Annotated in this window: 16 protein-coding genes and 2 pseudogenes; 7 read left to right on the top strand and 11 right to left on the bottom strand. The window is 58.1% G+C overall.

Going from position 1 to position 18,086, the window contains the following annotated elements; translation table 11 throughout:
- Nucleotides 1-106: 106 nt before the first annotated feature.
- The gene (locus JMY24_RS08735) at nucleotides 107-943 is read right to left on the bottom strand and encodes an IclR family transcriptional regulator (protein WP_128594814.1); all 837 of its coding nucleotides are present in this window, start codon (nucleotides 941-943) and stop codon (nucleotides 107-109) included.
- A 565-nt stretch (nucleotides 944-1,508) separates the two neighbouring features.
- Here JMY24_RS08735 and JMY24_RS08730 point away from each other — a divergent pair.
- Both JMY24_RS08730 and JMY24_RS08725 read left to right on the top strand, forming a co-directional pair.
- A pseudogene (locus JMY24_RS08730) lies at nucleotides 1,509-1,962 on the top strand (MFS transporter); the annotation flags it as partial.
- A 1-nt stretch (nucleotide 1,963) separates the two neighbouring features.
- Nucleotides 1,964-2,705, top strand: a pseudogene (locus JMY24_RS08725) (amidohydrolase family protein); the annotation flags it as partial.
- Nucleotides 2,706-3,755: 1,050 nt separating this feature from the next.
- Here the strand turns inward: JMY24_RS08725 and JMY24_RS08720 are convergent.
- The gene (locus JMY24_RS08720) at nucleotides 3,756-4,040 is read right to left on the bottom strand and encodes a hypothetical protein (RefSeq protein ID WP_128594816.1); all 285 of its coding nucleotides are present in this window, start codon (nucleotides 4,038-4,040) and stop codon (nucleotides 3,756-3,758) included.
- 692 nt (nucleotides 4,041-4,732) lie between these two features.
- On the opposite strand from JMY24_RS08720, the gene JMY24_RS08715 reads away from it, so the two are divergent.
- Entirely contained in the window at nucleotides 4,733-5,248 is a 516-nt protein-coding gene (locus tag JMY24_RS08715; RefSeq protein WP_128594817.1) for a hypothetical protein, read from the top strand.
- Nucleotides 5,249-5,417: 169 nt separating this feature from the next.
- Here the strand turns inward: JMY24_RS08715 and JMY24_RS08710 are convergent, their stop codons facing one another.
- Nucleotides 5,418-5,957, bottom strand: coding sequence for a plasmid partitioning protein RepB C-terminal domain-containing protein (locus tag JMY24_RS08710; RefSeq protein WP_201701834.1), 540 nt, complete (start codon nucleotides 5,955-5,957; stop codon nucleotides 5,418-5,420).
- Between the two features lie 301 nt (nucleotides 5,958-6,258).
- On the opposite strand from JMY24_RS08710, the gene JMY24_RS08705 reads away from it, so the two are divergent.
- Nucleotides 6,259-6,468 (top strand): hypothetical protein, encoded by a 210-nt coding sequence (locus JMY24_RS08705; RefSeq protein ID WP_128594819.1) that lies wholly within the window; start codon nucleotides 6,259-6,261, stop codon nucleotides 6,466-6,468.
- 166 nt (nucleotides 6,469-6,634) lie between these two features.
- Here the strand turns inward: JMY24_RS08705 and JMY24_RS38320 are convergent, their stop codons facing one another.
- Together JMY24_RS38320 and JMY24_RS08700 are read right to left on the bottom strand one after the other, a co-directional pair.
- A complete protein-coding gene (locus JMY24_RS38320) occupies nucleotides 6,635-6,853 on the bottom strand; it encodes a hypothetical protein (protein WP_128594820.1) in 219 nt (72 codons plus the stop codon).
- Between the two features lie 27 nt (nucleotides 6,854-6,880).
- Nucleotides 6,881-7,090: a hypothetical protein gene (locus tag JMY24_RS08700; protein ID WP_128594821.1), complete on the bottom strand. Its 210-nt coding sequence runs from the start codon at nucleotides 7,088-7,090 to the stop codon at nucleotides 6,881-6,883.
- Nucleotides 7,091-7,422: 332 nt separating this feature from the next.
- Between JMY24_RS08700 and JMY24_RS08695 the strand changes: the two genes are divergently transcribed.
- The 3 genes from JMY24_RS08695 to JMY24_RS38315 all read left to right on the top strand — a co-directional run bounded on the left by JMY24_RS08695 (nucleotide 7,423) and on the right by JMY24_RS38315 (nucleotide 10,578).
- On the top strand, nucleotides 7,423-7,821 hold the full coding sequence (locus JMY24_RS08695; RefSeq protein ID WP_128594822.1) for a hypothetical protein: 399 nt from the start codon (nucleotides 7,423-7,425) through the stop codon (nucleotides 7,819-7,821).
- A 308-nt stretch (nucleotides 7,822-8,129) separates the two neighbouring features.
- Entirely contained in the window at nucleotides 8,130-10,007 is a 1,878-nt protein-coding gene (locus tag JMY24_RS08690; protein ID WP_201701833.1) for a potassium transporter Kup, read from the top strand.
- Nucleotides 10,008-10,272: 265 nt separating this feature from the next.
- A complete protein-coding gene (locus tag JMY24_RS38315) occupies nucleotides 10,273-10,578 on the top strand; it encodes a dodecin family protein (RefSeq protein WP_328809179.1) in 306 nt (101 codons plus the stop codon).
- A gap of 56 nt (nucleotides 10,579-10,634) precedes the next feature.
- Here the strand turns inward: JMY24_RS38315 and JMY24_RS08680 are convergent, their stop codons facing one another.
- The 6 genes from JMY24_RS08680 to JMY24_RS08655 form a co-directional block, all read right to left on the bottom strand.
- Nucleotides 10,635-11,978 carry an alkaline phosphatase family protein gene (locus JMY24_RS08680; protein WP_128594823.1) on the bottom strand — a complete coding sequence of 448 codons (1,344 nt, stop codon included), beginning with the start codon at nucleotides 11,976-11,978 and terminating at the stop codon, nucleotides 10,635-10,637.
- Between the two features lie 402 nt (nucleotides 11,979-12,380).
- Nucleotides 12,381-12,611: a hypothetical protein gene (locus JMY24_RS08675; RefSeq protein ID WP_128594824.1), complete on the bottom strand. Its 231-nt coding sequence runs from the start codon at nucleotides 12,609-12,611 to the stop codon at nucleotides 12,381-12,383.
- 1,198 nt (nucleotides 12,612-13,809) lie between these two features.
- Nucleotides 13,810-14,157, bottom strand: coding sequence for an H-NS histone family protein (locus tag JMY24_RS08670; protein ID WP_128594826.1), 348 nt, complete (start codon nucleotides 14,155-14,157; stop codon nucleotides 13,810-13,812).
- 262 nt (nucleotides 14,158-14,419) lie between these two features.
- On the bottom strand, nucleotides 14,420-15,859 hold the full coding sequence (locus tag JMY24_RS08665) for an MFS transporter (RefSeq protein WP_128594827.1): 1,440 nt from the start codon (nucleotides 15,857-15,859) through the stop codon (nucleotides 14,420-14,422).
- Between the two features lie 47 nt (nucleotides 15,860-15,906).
- Nucleotides 15,907-16,113, bottom strand: a complete 207-nt coding sequence (locus JMY24_RS08660; protein ID WP_128594828.1) for an isocitrate/isopropylmalate family dehydrogenase — start codon at nucleotides 16,111-16,113, stop codon at nucleotides 15,907-15,909.
- Nucleotides 16,110-18,068 (bottom strand): aconitase family protein, encoded by a 1,959-nt coding sequence (locus tag JMY24_RS08655; protein ID WP_128594829.1) that lies wholly within the window; start codon nucleotides 18,066-18,068, stop codon nucleotides 16,110-16,112. Before JMY24_RS08655 ends, JMY24_RS08660 begins: the two co-directional genes overlap by 4 nt.
- Nucleotides 18,069-18,086: the final 18 nt, after the last annotated feature.

The following is an 18,086-nucleotide window of genomic DNA, read 5'->3' as shown; positions in this document are numbered from 1 at the left end:
CGCTCTGTAACAGTCCACCCGCGTATTTTTCTTTTGATTACGCCGGTTACAGGATGTAGGAGGGCTCGCTGCTGCGCGGGCAGCGTGTTCGCGGCACTTCCGTGGTTCAGTCGTGGAGGCGGCGCCCGGGCGTCCCGCCGATCTCCAGCACGATTCGCGCGACGCAATCGATCAAATTGGGTCCGGCGCGGTTGATGAGCCAGTCGCGCGGGCACTGGTCGGCCGAGCCGCCGCAGTTGACCGCGTAACGCTCGCCCGAAGGGCCGGTGAAGCCGAGCGCGATCGCATTCAGTCCGTCGTGCCATTCGCCGGTCGCGATCGCGAAGCCGCGCTCGATCGTTTCTTGCAGCGCCGTTTCAAGCGGGCCGCCGACGTGGCCCCAGTCATCGCCTTCGGCGGCCTGCAAGCCGGTCAGCAGTTTCATGCGATCCGGTTCGTCGAGCGCCGCCAGGTAGGCGCGGCCGATCGCGGTGCGGCTCAGGCTCATCCGCGCGCCGACCTCGAGGCGCGACACGAGCACGGCCGAGCGTGGCCGGATCACGTCGATCACCACCATGTCGAGGCGGTCGCGCACGGCGAGATGCACCGAGAGCCGGGTGCGCTCCGCGAGTTCGATCAGAAACGGGCGGGCACGCGCGCGAATGTCGAAGTTGCGCAGAAAGCCGTTGCTCAGTTCAAGCACCGACGAGGTCAGCACGAAGCGCTCGCTGTCGGGCAGCCGGAACAGAAAGCCGGTGCTCACGAGTGTCGCGGTGATACGCGAGACGGTCGGCTTGGGAATGCCAGTGAGTTCTGTCAACTCGCGGTTGCTGAGCGGCGCGTCCGCGGCGGCAATCGAGCGGAGCACCGTCAGACCCCGAGCCAGCGCGGTGACCTCGTCGCCGGAGCCGTCTTTTTCCTTGACGGGGTCGGCGAAGGTGTTGAGTCGCTTGCGTGGGTTCATGTGAATTGTGGAACGTTATTTCAGATTATTGGCTTATCGGGGCGCTTAACCGCAATGCGTCCGGCTTGAAACGCCGCTAGCCGAAAGCGAGCATGGCCATATTTTCTTCCTCTGATTATTGTAGAGAAATAATTTCCGGCGCCGCCCTCAAGGCCCCGAGATTTTGCTTGACTAAGTCAGCGTTACCGGAAAAAATGGAACCTCATTTCGATAGCCGGTATCAGGCGACGAGTTTCCGCCTTTAAGTTTCGGTGGCTGGGCCCTGTGGCCAGCAGCGCGTACCCACCCACTTTGATACTGGTCTGCGGGCGCCGTCTGTGTTGAGCACCGCTTATGCATGTGCGGTCACCCGCCAATATTCGAAATACCGTCTCTCAGGTTCTAGCACGGCCCTCGGAATGGCTAGAACTTTTCAAGGCGTCACGGTAACGTGACGCCTTTTTTTTGCCCCTATGAGCGCACAGCAAAGTTTGCTCGAAGTCGAAACCGTCGGTTCGCGTGCAACAAAGTGTGCGCCATTCATAAAAATGGCTGCTGCGCTAGAGTCGGTCGCTTTGGCGATTGTGTCCCATACGCTTTGGCCTGTGTCTTCGTGGTTTACTGGGGCGTCGTTCGGACCGTGTACAGGAGCGCCGTTGGCACACTGTCGTACCCATGCGCTGATTGGCCTGGGTCTCTTTGGAACATCATTGAGTGGCTCGCTTTTGTCGACGATGTTTCTGCTCTGTGCAGTGCTGGTGGGTGCCTATTCCTTCAAAGGACCTTTCTGGGCACTCGCGACAGACATGCTGTCGGGCAGCGCAGCGGCGGCGGGTCTCGCGACGATTAACGCAATTGCCAACCTGCTTGGCGGCGGTCTCATGGTGAACGTCTATGCGTGGGTCGAGGATGCCACGGGCAGCTACGCGCTGGCGCTCATGCCGCTCGCCGTTCTGACACTTGTAAGCGTTGCTACGCTTCTTCTTCTGACGCGCAACGGTCGCAATCGGCATATTGCTGGCAAGACCGAGGCCGTCTAGCATGCATAGCCCGTCAAGACGTGAGTTCCTGCAGTTCACGGGCGCGCTGGTTTCGGCCTGCGTGTTGCCTCAGAGTGTGTTCGCCGGGGAGTCGTGGTCAAGTGGTTCGGAGCGTCCCGCTTTCCAGCTACCAGCTGGCGCTGTCGATTGTCACATGCATATCTATGACGACCAGTTTCCGGCTGCGCCGGGCACGACTCTGCGGCCGCCGAATGCAACGGTCGAGCAGTATCGCGCGTTGCAGCAGCGCCTTGGCGTCAGGAGGAACGTCGTGGTTACTCCGTCAACCTACGGAACGGACAATCGTGTGACGCTTGACGCGCTTAAACGCTTTGGCGCAAATGCGCGAGGCGTGGCCGTCGTCGATAACACCGTTACCGACCAGGAATTGCAGAGTCTTCACAGTGGTGGAATTCGCGCGATTCGATTCAATCTCAGCTATCCCGGGGCCGCGACCGTCGATATGGTTCAACCGCTTGCTGCGCGGATTGCTCCTCTTGGTTGGCATATCGAGCTTGTCATTCAGGGTGCGCGGCTATCCTGAGATAGAGCGGATTTTATCGCCTTTACCGTGCCCCCTCGTGATTGACCATATCGCCCACGTTCCGCAACCTGATGGCCTATCGTCGGACGCCTTGCGAACCGCACGGCGGTTGGTCGATAAGGGCAATACCTGGATTACCTTGTCGGGCCCTTATGTTGACACCAGGTCAAATGCCCCCGCATACGCCGACGTCGCACCAGGCTTCGAACTAGATGTGCACGCCTGCCTGTCGTTGACCTTCCAGTCTCGAACATTAACTGGGACGGTTGCGATGTGTGCGCGTTAATCAGCACCATCTGCGCCTCAATAGTGTGGATTATTTGAGCGGTTCCCGCTTTTCAGGGACGTTGATTAAGCGAGGCATCTTCCGTCGGTGAGCCATCGTCAGAGGCCTGGTTGGCCTTGCCAAGCTCTGTGTGGCCTGCCATCAGCGTGGTTGGTCACTTCACGCGGTTCCGCTCCTCTTTGTGACGACAATCGTCCGGTTACCGCCGGCGCGTTGCGCAGCACAGAACGGGTGCCTCGTTGTTCACTTTCGTGCATCCGACAAGCGCAACTGCCCCTTACCAGAACCAATAGCAAATGCAAATTGGGCAAAAGCCCGTCTATCGGGCGTTTGTTCAGTTGGGCATGCAAATTGCCTCTCGATACGCAGTGCTACCAGTAACGCTGGTTTTAGCCGCCGACTCGACGTGTTGATACAAACGCCTGGGTGATATTCGTTTTCTTCGGGAGAGCTACCACATAAGCATCCACTTTCAGCAGTCGGAAACCGCAGGAGGGCTTCATGTTTCGGTCCGCGCCAGTAATTGCCAGCACAACCGTCGGCGGCGAAAAAATTCACGCTGAATTTCTTAGCGATACGGGCCGACTGCGAATTATCGGCGGCGTAACAGTGCGGGCAGAATGGTTTCCGCCGCATTCCTGGTTTGCCATTGCATCCGTTGCGGGATACAGCCGATGGGGTACGCGGCCGGACGAAACGGACTTGCTGCGGCTCATCGAAAACTTCATGCGGTTACCAGGACTGCCGGCTCGCTGAACAGAGCTGTGAGCGCAACCGGCGATTGCGCCTTCCGACTGACTGGCCCTAGGTAAGGCTCTTCCTGCACCAGCGGTGCCGCGAATTTTAGTCCAGGAAACCGACAAGGGGGCAACGGCCTTCCGCACCTGACGTAGCGGCTACTTGCAAAGATGTTGCCGGGCGCGCAGACCATGAGCCTTCTGGCGCCGGCAACACTTCAAGCATTTACTGCCCAGTTTCTTTAGACATGGCGCTGTTGTCGGGAGTCATGCCGGGCATATCCCTATGAGCCGTGTCCGCGCTCTTGCTCATGTCGCCAGGAACCCGGTTCCAGGGGCTCGAGACGGGCTCGCTGTGGTACGTCATCCCTGCGGTTGCAGCACCGTGGGCGCCGCCGCTGCCATTTCCACCGTTGCCATTCCCGCCAGCCTGCGCAAGCGTCGCGGCGCACGCGCAGAGTGATGCGACAGCGACACGCGCGAACAGAACTTTCGTCGCCAACTTTTCCATGGTATTTCTCCTTTGATGCAGGCGCGTTCGTCAACCACGCCAAAGTCTCGTATGCCGCTAAAGCCTGACTGGTTGCGCAGCGGCAAATCGCAAGCAGCCACTCCAATGCAAACAGGGCAGACATTTGCTGCGTCCAGATGCGAGGCATGTGAGTGAGTCGTGGCCCGGCACCAAAAATGACATCGTTACGCTTGATTCGAGCGCCTGACGCTGAGTGCTTGTCCTATTACTTCGGCATCAGAACTTTGTCTACGACCATGATGACGCCGTTGCTCTGGGTGACGGCGAATACTCGCGACTGGATTCGAAAACAGGATGCTCGCGATGACTCAGCCTGATGTGTCCCAGCCGGGGTGGCCGACGGTTGAGGGATTCGGCCGCTGTGGCGTGAAGGCCATCGCCGAGCCTGCCGCCGTCGAACGCATTCGCAGTAGTGGGGTATTCGGCCAGGGCAAGACGTGTCCGTGCGCCACACTCCGCGCTCTAAGCGAAAGCGTTTTACAGGCGTAACTCTCCGAAGCGAGCCCCCGCCCCGACGACCACTGATGAATGGCCGACGTTCGAGACCGTTCCCGGCGGCCGCAGCCAGTTGCGTAGGAACCCCGCGACGCCAGGCATCCTGCTTGCTGGAGTAAGCTAGCTGTATTAAAGCCGCGGCACACGTTACGTCGCGTCGGACCCCGGAGCTGGTTATGAAAACGCTGGATGCAACGTCGCGTGCGGGCGGCGTCGTTGCAGTGGTGGTCCTGTCCGCTGCTTTGTCCGGTTGCTACTACTACGTGCCCTACGGCTACGTTCCGTACGGCGAAGTGCCAGCGGCAGCGCCGCAGCAGCAATATCCTTTCTCGGTGACCGACGCAGCCGCGACCGGTGCGGCCGCGTCAGATGTAACCGCATCGGCGAACACCTATATCGCACCAGCCGCGCCCGTCTTCGTCGTGCCTGCGTATTACCCCGTCGCGTATCCGTACTACGGCTGGCCCGCGTGGTGGGGACCATCGGTGTCACTGAGCTTCGGCTACTGGGGCGGATGCTGTTATGGCGGGAGCCGGTACGGCTACTGGGGCCACCACGGCTATTGGGGCCATGGATATCGGGGCGGTTGGGGCGGTCATGGCAGTTGGGGCGGGCACGGATACCCAGGGCGTGGTATGGGCGGCGGCGGCCGATACTGGGGCGGTGGCGGCGGTCACGGGCGTTCGCATTGAACGCTAACCGAGATGCGCTCGTGTTCAACAGTTCCTCCACAGCTGAGGCCATGGGTGAACCCGACGCAAGCTCAAGGAAGATTATGCGCAACTTGCGAGTCGCGGTCCGTTTCGACGAGCGCCGCATAACCAGGCGATGGTATGTACGGCGCGCTTGGTTTTACTTCTTTTAGGCAGCTTCGCTTGCAACGGCTTCGAGTTGTCCCCATAGGTGGTCGTAATGCTCATGCAACCACGTCGAGATTGCATCGTTATTAAGGAGTCTGGCGATAAAGGCCAAGGAAACAGCCAGCTCAAAATGCTCGACGCTGTACGTTTCCTCGGCCTCTGAGTGACTTGCCTCTAGCGTGGCTATCTCATGCTCCAACTGCGCAATCTGCAATGAAGCCTCCGTTGCATCGCGTCTTGGCCGGCGCACCCGGGTTACCAATTGCTCCACCGGTGTCGTTGACCTGATTGCCTTTGCAAATGCTGATGTGAAGTTGGCCTGGCTACACATGAGCTCCGCGGCCTCAATCTGCCTGAGAGGCGTCAGCCATCTTAGTGTCGAGTAGACCGACGCCAGGACCTGAAGATATTTTTTGCCAGAGATGGCGGACACGGGAAGTGGACGATGCGGCCGAAGTACATCAACACTCAGCGTCATCAGGTCGGGCGAGAACGCCGGGCGCAGCGGCGCGGTATCCGCCTGCATATCTGCACTGTTCACGGTTGCTCCCGGATTCGTTGTCAAGCACCTTCGGTATGCTTCCAATTGCTTCCTGACGCAGCAGCCCAACGAACCTCTCTTCGTTCAGAAGCGGCTTCATTACATTCCGGATGATGTCCTCCGGCTGCGTTATTGCATATTCCAAAAGCGCGTATCCGCGGTGCTGGTCAGCTCGCATCTGTTGACGTGCCGGGCGAACCGGGGATTGCCCGAACCTCTTTGAGTAAACATTCCAATGCCATCAAGAAAGGTGAAATTCGGTCGATATCTAGCCTGTTGTGGTTATCGACAGAGACAAGACGTGGAGGACAACGATTATCTAGCGGCCTTCGCATTCTGCGTGACCGTCGATGCCATTCGTAAAGCGCAAGGGAAGATGATGCCGGAGGACCTTCCTGTTGGCTCCAAGGAGCGCATGCTGGCTGAGGTCGACGTCATACAAGACACGCTTCGCATGCTCGGCATAGTCCCGGACGCGAGGAAGGGCTTACAGGACGGGTCAAAAGAGTAGTTGCCGCACTCGATGCATCCGGCTTCGTTCAGGAAATGGAAGCGATGTTCAAGGCCTGTCGCTTCGAGTGAGGCAAGATGGGCACAGAGCCGTCAGCGCAGTGTGCGTCGGACAAGCAAGGCTTCGTCCGGCATCTCAGCTCTTATCGTCGGCTAAATCGGTCTCGCTATGCGTGGCTGTCAATCCAGGCGCGCGCCCATGCTAGTCCAGCTTCTTCTGCGTCCTGCGCGGCGTCAAACAGACCAAGAACTCCCGACGCTTCGACGAACTTTTTGTCGCACGTGATGGTGCCGCTCGCTGCAAACCGCGGGGAGTGACGGATGTTTTCATGCGGTTTTATCGCATGCCCCCATAGCGCGTATCCACAAAACTGATCCGCTTGCATCACTTGACCTCTACATGCGGTGTCGTCTCACTGCCGAAGGCGTGTGACGTCGATTCCGGCCGTCTTTAAAGCTGCGTCAATCGCCTCAAACTCCTGACCGAAGTCCAGCGCCCATTCCTCGCCGTCGCACCGCACAGTGATGCCGTTGTGCATGGAAATCAGATTGCGCGCTTTAAACAGCGCATCGACAAGACTCGATTCTCGCTGGGCCTCCCGGACCCAAACATCCGCTCTCATGCTGCACCTCCTTTACCAAGCCTGCGACTCCACACCTCGAGGCCGACCAATTGGCCTGGCTGTCGACGCGAGGAGTCTGCGGTTCACAGATACCGTTTTCGCCTGTAGAGTACTGTACATTCATACAGGTATTTATCGCGGCATGCGCGTCTTTCCCGCCAGTCCGCGGTTGAAGTTGCCACTCGGAGTCATCGGAACGAAGTGCTTGTCTGACCTCACCATTGTCCATAGCGGTCGACACATGCTGGCTCCGCCCGGACTCCCAGTCATTCACTGCGCGAGATATACTCGCCGGGACGTTGTTCTGCCTTGAACAGAATGGAGACAGCCCTGTGAAAGCTCACGTCATCATCGGTTTGGCTGCAATCGGCGCCTTCGCGATTACATTGTTCATCGGTTGGTACGATGGAGTCGACTATCTCATCAGAGGAAGGGACCAGGCGTTCTGGACCATGGAGGGGCTGCTTGCGGCACTTGCCGTTTACCTGTTCATGCGGACGAAGCTTCTGCGAGCGGCGACCGTTTTTGGCTCCCGGCGGGCAAGAATCCTAACAACTGTGGTTGCCTTCGTCATTGTCTTTGTAGAGGCTTGGTATGGCGGGTTGAACCCATTCATGCGCGGCCACGGTCAAGGCGGAATCCTCTTCACCGCATGCGTCGCTGCTTTCCTCTGTTGGGCCTGCCCGCTGTGGGCGCGGCCGGAATCGCGTCGCTGCACTGAGTCGCCGTGACAGCCGATGCGTGGTAACTGGAAAATGGACGGGTCATCATCCTGTTGCCTCGGCGACTTGATTCCGGACTGACGTTAACAATTCAATTGTTATGGCCGACGCGTTCTGTGCCATCCGATGTAGTCAGCCCAAGACGACGAGAAGTTAATATCGGAATCCGTAGAGCACAGCGACGTGGCAGTGTCTGCAATGACTTGTAGTCGGTTGCGGTCGGATGCGATGCGACGGTTGCAGAAGTTTCGTAGTGGGCTGGAGCAGCAGTTCGCTCCGCAGTTACATGCCTTGAGGCTCAACAATGAGGCGGCGTCGTGACTTCAGACTCCAATAAAAATAGCATTGCTGCGCTAACGCTGGCTGCCATCGGAATTGTGTATGGCGACATTGGAACCAGTCCGCTTTACACAATGAAGGAGGTATTCGCGAAACATCACGGTCTTTCGCCTGTCCCTGTCAATGTGCTGGGGGTGGTCTCGCTGATTTTGTGGGGCCTCATAATCGTGATTTCGCTCAAGTATGTAACTCTTGTTTTGCGGGCGGACAACCGAGGGGAAGGCGGCATTATGGCGATGACCGCGTTAGCGCTATCGTCCGTCACTCAGAAATCCCGTTGGTACTATCCGGTGATGCTGCTTGGCATGGTCGGCGCAGGGCTGTTTTTCGGCGACGGTGTAATTACGCCAGCCATTTCAGTCTTGTCGGCCATTGAAGGGCTGGAAGTGGCCGCGCCTGCTCTTAAGCCGTATGTTATCCCTGTGACATTGGCCGTTCTTGTTGCGCTGTACTTGTTGCAGCGCAGGGGCACAGCCGGTATCGGAAAATGGTTCGGCCCAATTGTGCTGGTCTGGTTCATTACGCTTGCTGCGATGGGCGTTGCTAATATCGCCAAGAACCCGGTCATTCTGATTGCCTTCAATCCGCTCCACGCCCTCGGCTTTCTCATCCACAACGGGTGGTTGGCCTTCGTCGCGCTCGGTGCGGTTGTCCTGGCGCTCACGGGTGCGGAAGCGCTGTATGCCGATATGGGCCATTTTGGCAAGAAGACAGTTCGCCTGGCCTGGTTCTCTATCGTCGCTCCCGCGCTGGCACTCAATTACCTCGGGCAAGGCGCGTTGTTGTTATCGAATCCGGCAGCGGTTTCGAATCCTTTCTTTCTGCAACTTGGCCCTTGGAGCGTCTATCCGCTCGTAGTGCTCTCGACGATGGCGACGGTTATCGCATCGCAGGCGACAATCTCTGGTGCATTTTCAGTGACCCAGCAAGCTATTGCACTGGGCTTCCTGCCCCGTATGCGTATCCTCCAGACCTCTGAAAGTCACAAGGGGCAAATCTACATCCCGCTCGTCAATTGGCTCCAGCTCACGGCTGTCATATTGGCCGTTGTGGGATTCGGCTCGTCTTCCAATCTGGCTTCGGCCTATGGCATTGCTGCGACCGCTACGATGTTGACGACGACGCTGCTGACGTTCTTCGTTGTTCGTTTCGGCTGGAAATTCCCGCTGTTGCTGTCGGTCGCCGCGACCGGATTCTTTTTGACGATTGACGTCGCTTTGTTCTCTTCCACGAGTTTGAAAATCATTAGCGGCGGCTGGTTTACGCTAACAATCAGTGCGCTGATGGTCATGCTCATGCTGACGTGGCGAAGGGGGCGCGAACTGGTATTCCAAAGCCTCCAACGCCAACTCATTCCTCTCGACGACTTCCTGCAGTCGCTCTTCATCAATCCACCACTACGCGTGCCTGGTACGGCCGTATTCTTCCGTGCAGAAGGTGACGGCGTACCCCATGCGCTGTTGCATAACCTGCTGCATAACCAGGTGCTGCATGAACGAACGATATTTTTGACTGTGTACGCCACCGACATCCCCAGAGTTCCGGATAGGGAACGCATCAAGGTGGTCCCGCATGGACACAACTGCTATCAAGTCAACGTCTACTATGGGTTCTCGGATGAGCGCGACATACCGCGCGCTTTGCAAGAAGGTCGGCATGCTGGACTCTCGATTGACCCGATGCAAACCTCCTTCTTTATCGCTCGCCAGACCGTCCTCGCCACGCCGAAAGCCGGCATGGCGCTATGGCGGGAGGCCTTGTATTCCGCGATGTCTCGCAACGCTCGCGACGCGGCTGATTACTTCAAGATTCCGCCCAATCGCGTCATCGAACTGGGAGCGCAGGTAGAGATTTGAAGGGTAATGCCGACTCGAGCGAAGAGTTTCGGCTCCGTCCTTGACAACATCGCGTTGGGAAAAGCGGCGATAGTTGGCTGTACAGCGCTCGTAACGAGGCCAATCGCTCCACGAGCATTAAGCGCCGGCCTTCGTTAGGAACGAACGCCTGCGAGATAGGTGGCGGGCGCACAACATCCGAAAAATCTCCACCGGCCGCTAACCAGCCGGGACGCGCGGCTCCGAGGGCAGCGACGACGGTTGGCGCGTCGGTGCCTATGATGAAATGACCGAGGTGCGGGAATCGCCTCTCCTAATCATGGCCACGCAGGACACTGAATGCAGCGTTTACAGCGTCAGTGAGATTATCGGCACCAGCCCGAACTCCTGGGAAGATGCCTCGAAGAATGCTGTGGAACTCCGTGCGAATTCGCCACGTCGACATCATCAAACGGCGGGACCCGTCGTGCACGGAGGCCCTCGCGATTGCCCTTCAACGTACTCCCGTTCTGCTGTCGCGGCATGCGCGTCTTTCCCGCCATCCGCGGTTGAAGTTGCCACTCGGAGTCGCCAGAAGAAGGCGGTCGCCTGAGCTCACTACGATGGTCGCTTGTCGGGCACCGGATGTCCCGGTGTGAGCCGCTGGCTCTAGTGATGCGCGTACAGTGGCAGAAAAGGGTCCTTCGACCGCGGAGCGCCTTCGCTGGTGGGTCTCGGGTCACCACTCGCAGCGACGGGTGACGGGCATTGCGGGATATCGGAACGAGGCGTGGAAAGGCTCAACATCTTCGCGAAGTTGTCCGCTGCGCGCACACGCGCCGTCAGGTTGAGCAATCCATTAAGCCCAAGCAGTGTATCTGTTGTTTTCAGAATAGAGCTGTGGTCGTACACCGAATGGTCAATGGTGCCAGCGGGAACGAAAGGAGAGACGACGATGGCCGGCACGCGTACGCCGAGCCTGTCAAACGCGAAGCCGTGAGTTTTCAGGCGGGCATTTTCGGCGGAGCCCGGCGGCTCGGCATCTGGAGGCGTCACATGGTCAAAGAAGCCACCATGCTCATCGAAGACTATGAGCAGCACACTGCTGGACCATAGGTTAGAGCCACTTATAGCGTCGTACACCCGCTTGACCAACGCTTCCCCGTTCCGAACGTCGCCGGCCGGATGCATCGAATTGCCGTTTCTGAAGTCATTCTTCGCATCGTACGTTGGCTCGATAAAGATAAATTTCTCGGTCAATGAATTATCAGCAAGCCGGGAAAGCAGCGTATCCATTCGAACGAAACGACTAAGCAGATTTTGCATCCCGTGAATACCGCGCGTCTGTGCAACGTCGCCTTGCACGATAAGCCAGTCCGACTCCTGAAGCTTTGAGAAAACCGTGCCGTTCGGAAAAGTGAAAAGCGGTGCGTTGAAGAACACCGCTTCCACAACTTGCACATCACTCGGAGAATGGTCGAGCCCGGACGAGGTGCCGGCCACAGCAAAGAAACGATTGGGCCACGTTGGCCCCGGCATCGATGCGAACCAGTTATCGCACACGCCGTACTGGCGGGCCAGGAAGTTCAGTACCGGGAGCTGGTCCGGTGTGAAGGCGTTAAAAGCGTCGGCTACCGCGTCGGAATGGTCCTCGTACGTCGCGGCAAAACCCATCGTCGAAGTGTCCGTCGCAAATGGTGGATAGCCGTTCGGGCCGATAACGAGGGAGTCATTACGCACGGTATCTCCACTGGCGACCTGTAGCCCGCACAGCTGCACGCAGGCGTCGGTAAATTCGTGTCCGGGGTCGAAGCCAAGCGCATAGGGCGCACCCTTGCCTAGCTGATAAGCCGTCCCGGTTCGTCCGAAATTGACTATGGGCGTAGTGGGCAGTCCGTTGGCGGTTGTGGTCTCACCTCCGGGTGAGACGCCCGTCAAGTTGGACCATCCAAACACGCTGTCGTAAGAACGATTCTCAAGCATCAGAACGAAAACGTGCTGTATCGCCGACATAGGGCACCTCAGAATGTATTACCCGTGGGTCTTTCATGTCGGCGGCAAGCCAGCGCAGAAAGGCATTCGGGCCGTTATTGCCGGTTCGACTCCGCCCTAATTACTGTTGAGCGCAACCAACTGGTTTATTTATATGCTCACGTCTGGAAAACGCAATGACAATCCACCCCGTACTGCATTGCCCACAGCGTCGTATTCGGTTATTGGGTGGGCTTCATGTGTGCCCGCGACGCGCATGAGCGTTCGGCGAGCGCGTCGCCAATACATCTGCAAGTCTGAATCGCTCGGCTTCTGATTGACGTCCGCTTATCGTGCCGTGCGGGGCTGTCCGACGCCCTACGGCAAAATCAGCACATCTGCTCATTCGGGCGCGGACTGACAAACGGGGCTTACAACCGGGGCTTACAACCGGGACGGCTTGCGATGTTGCGACTCGATTGCATCAAGGCTTGCCTGCGCCGTCTCATCAGGGTACTGACGCTGATACGCCTCGAACAGGTGCCAGCAGAGTTGTGCCAGTGCAGCAAGATGTACAGCCTGGTCCGCATGCTCGACCTCGCCTGCATTCAGCAAGTCGTCGAGAACCGGAGCGAGACGGCGCAGTTGCCGGAAATCGGCGTCGTCGAGTTTCATGTTGGACTTCCTGTCTTCAGCCGACACGGCTGATGCCGCACGAGCCGTAGCTCACGGCTTCCCTTGTGCCGTCCCGTGGCGGCAGAGGGACCCGTTATGACCCGAAGGATGTTTTGATGCCGTTACCTGGGAGGGACGCATAACATCAATGCAGGTACAGACGCGCCAGCGCCTGCTTCGACGTCGATACGCTAAAAAGGTACGGCTTACAGAACTCGGTGCTTCCAGAGTCGTATGTGCGGCCTGGCGACCCTTCTACGTACGAGCGCATGGTGCTCCTGGTGCGTCGTGTCGGTCAATGCCCGTGGGAAGTTTGAGTCCAATCTGATGGCTGGCGATCGAATTCGAGGCTCAATTCACTGTAGGCCTTAGCCTGGTTCCGTTTCTCCGGCCGCTCTGATTCTGTCAGAGCGGCCGGCTTGGCGCCGCACTCTATCACCACTTTTCTTCGACCAGAAAAGCCTGAGTCGCCTACTCTAGAAATCGTAGCCCGGCATTACGCATGCTAATAAGCGCTTAGGTGAGCTGTCACGTTTGTGAGGGTGCGCACATAGTTCGCCGTCACCCGTTGCTAGTCTTGCAGACTTGGGGAGGTACCTGCCATGCACACAAAGCCGGTTGAGTACGCAGGCGCGACCATAGTGCCTGTGGCGTCGCTATCCGCGAGCGGATATGCCGCGATTGCCATCGTTACCACTGGACTCGGCAAACAGCGCGCCTATGGGCCGATGAAACATTTTCCTACCGAGAAAGCCGCGTGCGAATACGCCGTGTCTTTCGCGAAATCCCGGCTTGACCGCCGATGGAGGCGCGGCAAGAAATGACAGCTTGCGACGGCGTTTGCTGCTGACACAACGTCCGCTTGGCGGCCTCGCGGCGTGGGCGGCGAGGCAGTGAGCTCGCGGCTGCGAAGTGACAGCGCCGTGCGTGTTGGCTGCACCCAATCGCGCAATGTGTGAAGCGCAAATTGATGTTGTCCGCGCCTGGAGTTGCATGGCCTGCGCAGCGACCGCCCCGCGTCAGCGGAGTAAGACGGTTGGCGTATCCCGAGCCTTTGTTCCGTTTCAGGTTTCCATCGGCGGCGAGAAGTTACGGCGCCGCCCAGATTCGGGGCCAGGTTGGCAGCTTTCTCGCGAGGCGAAGGTAAGGACCGGTGAAATCACAACCCCAGACGAGACGGTGGAGCAACGCGACTTGTTCAATGCCCTTCAGAAAACAGCACCCCTTGCGCCATAGCGTGCGGGGCGGCACGCTTATCCACCAGAAACTCGTTGCGGTCCTTGCCTGCAATCCAGGCGGGTGCTCGCCCACGGCCGCTCCAGGTTGAGCCGCTTACGGGGTCGCGGTATTTTGCTGCCAGTTCATTTGCTTGAACGCCTACCTTGCGCCCCGTCAGCTCGGAGACGGAGATGCCGTACTCACCCATCTTTTGCACGATTTCATGCAACACGAGGAGGGTCTCCCGTTCCTTGGCTTCAGCCAGTTGCCTGTTTAATGCTTCTTGTTGTGCGCGCAGTTGAGCGATTTCAATACCCTGATATGCCATATGTTCTGAACTCTGTTGCCGATATCCCCGTCGATTGATTTCGGCGGGTAGTTCGTAAGTATAGGTGGTCGAGATGCGCTCACGTGATACGGTCGAGCGATACGAGGACCAGCGAAAATGGCGACGAGCCGGCCACCTGGATTATGAGCGCTCATTCAATTTTTGGCTCAAGCGACTTGCGCGGCATTCATTCGAAGCCACGAGAGGCGGCAGCAACAGCAGTCTCTGCCGCCGTCTCGAGTTGACCACCCATGCAGCAAGGTCAGCGAGAAATGTTCTCCAGCGACTTTCCGAGCGTCCGGGGCCCCATCAGTCCGATTGCCAGGATAACCAGCATCATCGCGCCGGCGATGAAGATGAACACGCCGGTCACGCCGAAGTCCTTCAGCATGAACGCAATGATGAACGAACTGAATACTGCTGACGCCCGACTCCAGGAGTAAACAAAGCCCACCGCCCGTGCACGAATCGTAGTGGGATACAGCTCCTGCTGATAGGCATGGTACGTGAAGGATATGATATTGCCCGCAAGCGTTAGACAAACGCCTAGCATCACTATCGCCACGGCCGAGGTTGTTTGACTGAAAAGCAGTCCGGCCACGATATTGAGCGCCGCCATGCAAACAATGACGTGCTTGCGTTCAAAGCGGTCAGCAATAAGATAGCCGAGCAAAGGCCCAAGGGGAGCCGCCAAGCCGATGACTGTCGTATAAAGCAGGCTTGAGGTTACTGTGATTCCCTGCTTCACAAGCAGCGTGGGTACCCAGTTAGCAAAACCGTAAAAGCCGACCGTCTGGAATATGTGAAAGACAATCAGCATGAGGGTCCGCTTCCGGTACGGCGCTTTCCACATATCAGAGAAGCCGCCTTTGATTGCAATCGGCTCGGACGGTCCTGGCGGAGGAAGCGGCTTTCCGTATTGGCTCTCGACCTGAGCTTCGAGCCGAGATAGCACGGCGTCGGCCTCTGCGAATCGCTGCTTGCTGACGAGCCATCGAGGGCTTTCCGGTAAGTTTCGACGGAAATACCACACGAACGCCGCACTGATACCGCCAATCAATACGACCCACCTCCAGCCGTCCAATCCCAGGTAGGCTTTCGGTACGAGCAAGTAAGACAGAAAGGCTACGACCGGGACCGCGGAAAATCCGATTGCCTGGCAGATTGCAAACGCCCGCCCGCGCATATGCTTCGGTGCGAGTTCGGACATGTAAGTGCCAATGGTGATGAGCTCAACGCCGATGCCAAGACCGGAGACGAAGCGCCAGAAGTTCAGCCCCGTCGCCGTTTCCTGGAAAGCCATTACCGTATTAGCCGCTACGTACCAGAGCAATGAATACGTGAAGATTGCACGCCGACCAAAGCGGTCAGCGAGGAAGCCGCAGGCGATGGTTCCGACGAACAAACCGCTAAAGAGAGATGCGATGAAGCTCGCAACACCCGACGTTCCGAAAAGCCCGTGGGTCGTCGAAGTGAGAATTCCTCCCTTCACCAAACCCGGTGCGATATACCCGGTGAAGAGCAAATCGTACAGTTCGAAGAAGAAGCCGAGGCTGAGCAACACGATCAGTTTCCAGACGCTCCGCGTGGCGGGAAGTCGGTCAAGACGTGCAGATATTCCGGCTTTATCGACGAGCGAATCCTCACCGGGCACGCTAGTTTCTTTGGCGCCTAAGGATGAAGCGCCTTCCATAGTAGTCATGGTTGTCTCCGTCTAGTATTTGGTTGATGCTGCCAGGCAGAAGACGGCTAACTGTTCTGCGCGGCTTGCGCGATGGCTTCACCCATCTCGCGAGTGCCAACGAGTCGCGTTCCTGGGCAATAAACGCTTGCACCGGCCCGCAGCTCGACCGCATCGAATTCAAAGTCGTGCCGACGAAGAGAATTCAGAACCAGCACCGACTGAGCGGTCACTTCGGGCCCGATGCCGTCGCCTGGAATGACAGCAATCTTCACTGGTGTTGCTCCTTGAGTTCGGCGAAGGAGATAATCCTGCCGGCCAGTGCACTTGCCACGACGGTTGGCGGGCTGGCGAGCCAGACCTTTCCAGGTCCAGAGCGACCCGGGAAATTTCGGTTGATTGCGCTGATAGTGACCTGCGACGCGTCAGTGGACGAACCTGGGCCACAGTTAGCGCATGCGCCGCATGAGGGTTGAAGCAAAATCGCGCCAACGCGCTCGAAAGCGTCGAGATATCCGCGCTTGATGCAGTAGTCCCGCACGTCCGACGTGCCGAACTGTAGGAACAACTTCACGTTTTCAGGGACGCGAATTCCCCGGTCGGCAGCCCACGCGAGGACCTCATGATAATGGTCGAAATCTTCGCGCTTGCCGGCAGTACATGAGCCGCCGTAGGCAATATCAATCTGCGGCCTGTCGCTCAACTGATTCAGCGAGATGCCATTGCCAGGGTCTCCGGGTGCCGCCAGCATCGGAGCGATTTGAGTGCAGTCAATCTCGATCGTCGCAGCGTATGGAGCGCCGTCGTCGCTTCGCATCCAGGGCTCGATCTGGAAGTGGATGCCACGACGTTCCTTCAGAAACCGGACCGTCTCTTCATCGGGAGCGACGATGCCTGTAAAACCGCCAAGTTCCGCAGTCATGTTGGTGAGGGTCGTGCGCTCGTCGGTCGTCAGCTGCGAAATGGCGGAGCCAGCAAACTCGAATACTTTGCCGACGCCCGCACCGGCACGGATGCGAGGGTCGGCAAGAAGATGAAGTGTTAAATCTTTCGCGGTCACTCCGGCCGGAATCGGTCCGCGGAAATCGATGCGCAATGACTCGGGTACGGTCATACGTACTGCGCCAGTGATGAACGCATTGGACATGTCCGTCGTGCCAACTCCAAATGCAACGCAGCCAAGCGCTCCGCTATGCGGTGTGTGCGAATCGGTGCCTACTACCAGTTGCCCTGGCAGCGCATACTTTTCCGCCATCATTGCGTGCGAGATGCCTTCCGAGCCTTCGTTAATTCCGCTGCCGTTTTCGCTGAGGTAACCATGGTCGCGCAGACCGTAATCGCGAACGAAAGCACGGTGAGCTTCAGACAGCTCGCGGACATCCGGAAGTAGCCCGTTGCGGATGTGCAGCTCGCTTTTATGCGAGTAGGACAGGTGATCCTCGAACGTCAGAATCGTCTCGGGCGAATACAATTTCAGCGGGCGACCGAACGTCGAATGCAGCATGTGAGTCGCCATGCCGGTGTAGTACTCGTGAATGAAGCGCCAGTCCGCGCGGACAAAGGCTCCTTCTCCACGGTTCTGTGAGTCGCCCGTCGCCTCTGTTTCTAACGCGTGCCTCTCGATGATTTTTTGAGCGAGTGTGCGTGGAAGGTTGTCGTTAGACTTAGCGGTCGTCTTGATGTGCTGCATGTGACTAGCGCCGTACCGCAGAAGGCCGCCGCTGCGGAGAATGGCTGACGCAAGCGCGTCGCGAGATGCCACCAGTTCGTCGATGTCGATTTCTTCTCCACGCTGAATGCGTTCGAGGAGCCCAAAGTCTGTCGACGTGAGGAGTCCGACGTTGTCGGCATTTTGCCGGTAAATGCGCTCGAAGCTTCTCGCGATGACAAGCCGGATACCAGCGCGGTACTCGGCCACCGGGCTGTGCTCGCGAGACGACCCCTTGCCGTATCGATTGCCGGCAACCGTCACGCAAAAACCTCGGGCGCGAACAGCGTCCATACCGATGGGCGTGCGTTCACCTGCTCTGAATCCAACATAAGGAACACGCGCAAGCCGCTCGTCGAAGCGCGTGAGCACGCTCATTGGTGTGATTTCATCAGTCGACACGTCGTCGCGCAGCGTCCCGGCCGTCGTCGCGGTCAGGTCTTCGCCGCTTAACTGTCGGTCGATGACGTCCGGGTCTGCGGAAAGAAAAAGCACCCGGCCATCCAGCTTCAAAATCGGCATGTCTAGTCTCCTTGCAGG

It is taken from the genome of Paraburkholderia kirstenboschensis (assembly GCF_904848585.1).
Taxonomy (GTDB): domain Bacteria; phylum Pseudomonadota; class Gammaproteobacteria; order Burkholderiales; family Burkholderiaceae; genus Paraburkholderia; species Paraburkholderia kirstenboschensis.
This window is presented reverse-complemented; position numbering and strand designations above follow the sequence as displayed.

What these genes read in the sequence shown, in the direction of transcription:
- JMY24_RS08670 (WP_128594826.1), bottom strand. Translation starts at nt 14,157, where the DNA reads ATGGCATATCAGGGTATTGAAATCGCTCAACTGCGCGCACAACAAGAA.
- JMY24_RS08700 (WP_128594821.1), bottom strand. Translation starts at nt 7,090, where the DNA reads ATGAGAGCGGATGTTTGGGTCCGGGAGGCCCAGCGAGAATCGAGTCTT.
- JMY24_RS08665 (WP_128594827.1), bottom strand. Translation starts at nt 15,859, where the DNA reads ATGACTACTATGGAAGGCGCTTCATCCTTAGGCGCCAAAGAAACTAGC.
- JMY24_RS08655 (WP_128594829.1), bottom strand. Translation starts at nt 18,068, where the DNA reads ATGCCGATTTTGAAGCTGGATGGCCGGGTGCTTTTTCTTTCCGCAGAC.
- JMY24_RS08680 (WP_128594823.1), bottom strand. Translation starts at nt 11,978, where the DNA reads ATGTCGGCGATACAGCACGTTTTCGTTCTGATGCTTGAGAATCGTTCT.
- JMY24_RS08720 (WP_128594816.1), bottom strand. Translation starts at nt 4,040, where the DNA reads ATGGAAAAGTTGGCGACGAAAGTTCTGTTCGCGCGTGTCGCTGTCGCA.
- JMY24_RS38320 (WP_128594820.1), bottom strand. Translation starts at nt 6,853, where the DNA reads ATGCAAGCGGATCAGTTTTGTGGATACGCGCTATGGGGGCATGCGATA.
- JMY24_RS08675 (WP_128594824.1), bottom strand. Translation starts at nt 12,611, where the DNA reads ATGAAACTCGACGACGCCGATTTCCGGCAACTGCGCCGTCTCGCTCCG.
- JMY24_RS38315 (WP_328809179.1), top strand. Translation starts at nt 10,273, where the DNA reads ATGACCGAGGTGCGGGAATCGCCTCTCCTAATCATGGCCACGCAGGAC.
- JMY24_RS08715 (WP_128594817.1), top strand. Translation starts at nt 4,733, where the DNA reads ATGAAAACGCTGGATGCAACGTCGCGTGCGGGCGGCGTCGTTGCAGTG.
- JMY24_RS08735 (WP_128594814.1), bottom strand. Translation starts at nt 943, where the DNA reads ATGAACCCACGCAAGCGACTCAACACCTTCGCCGACCCCGTCAAGGAA.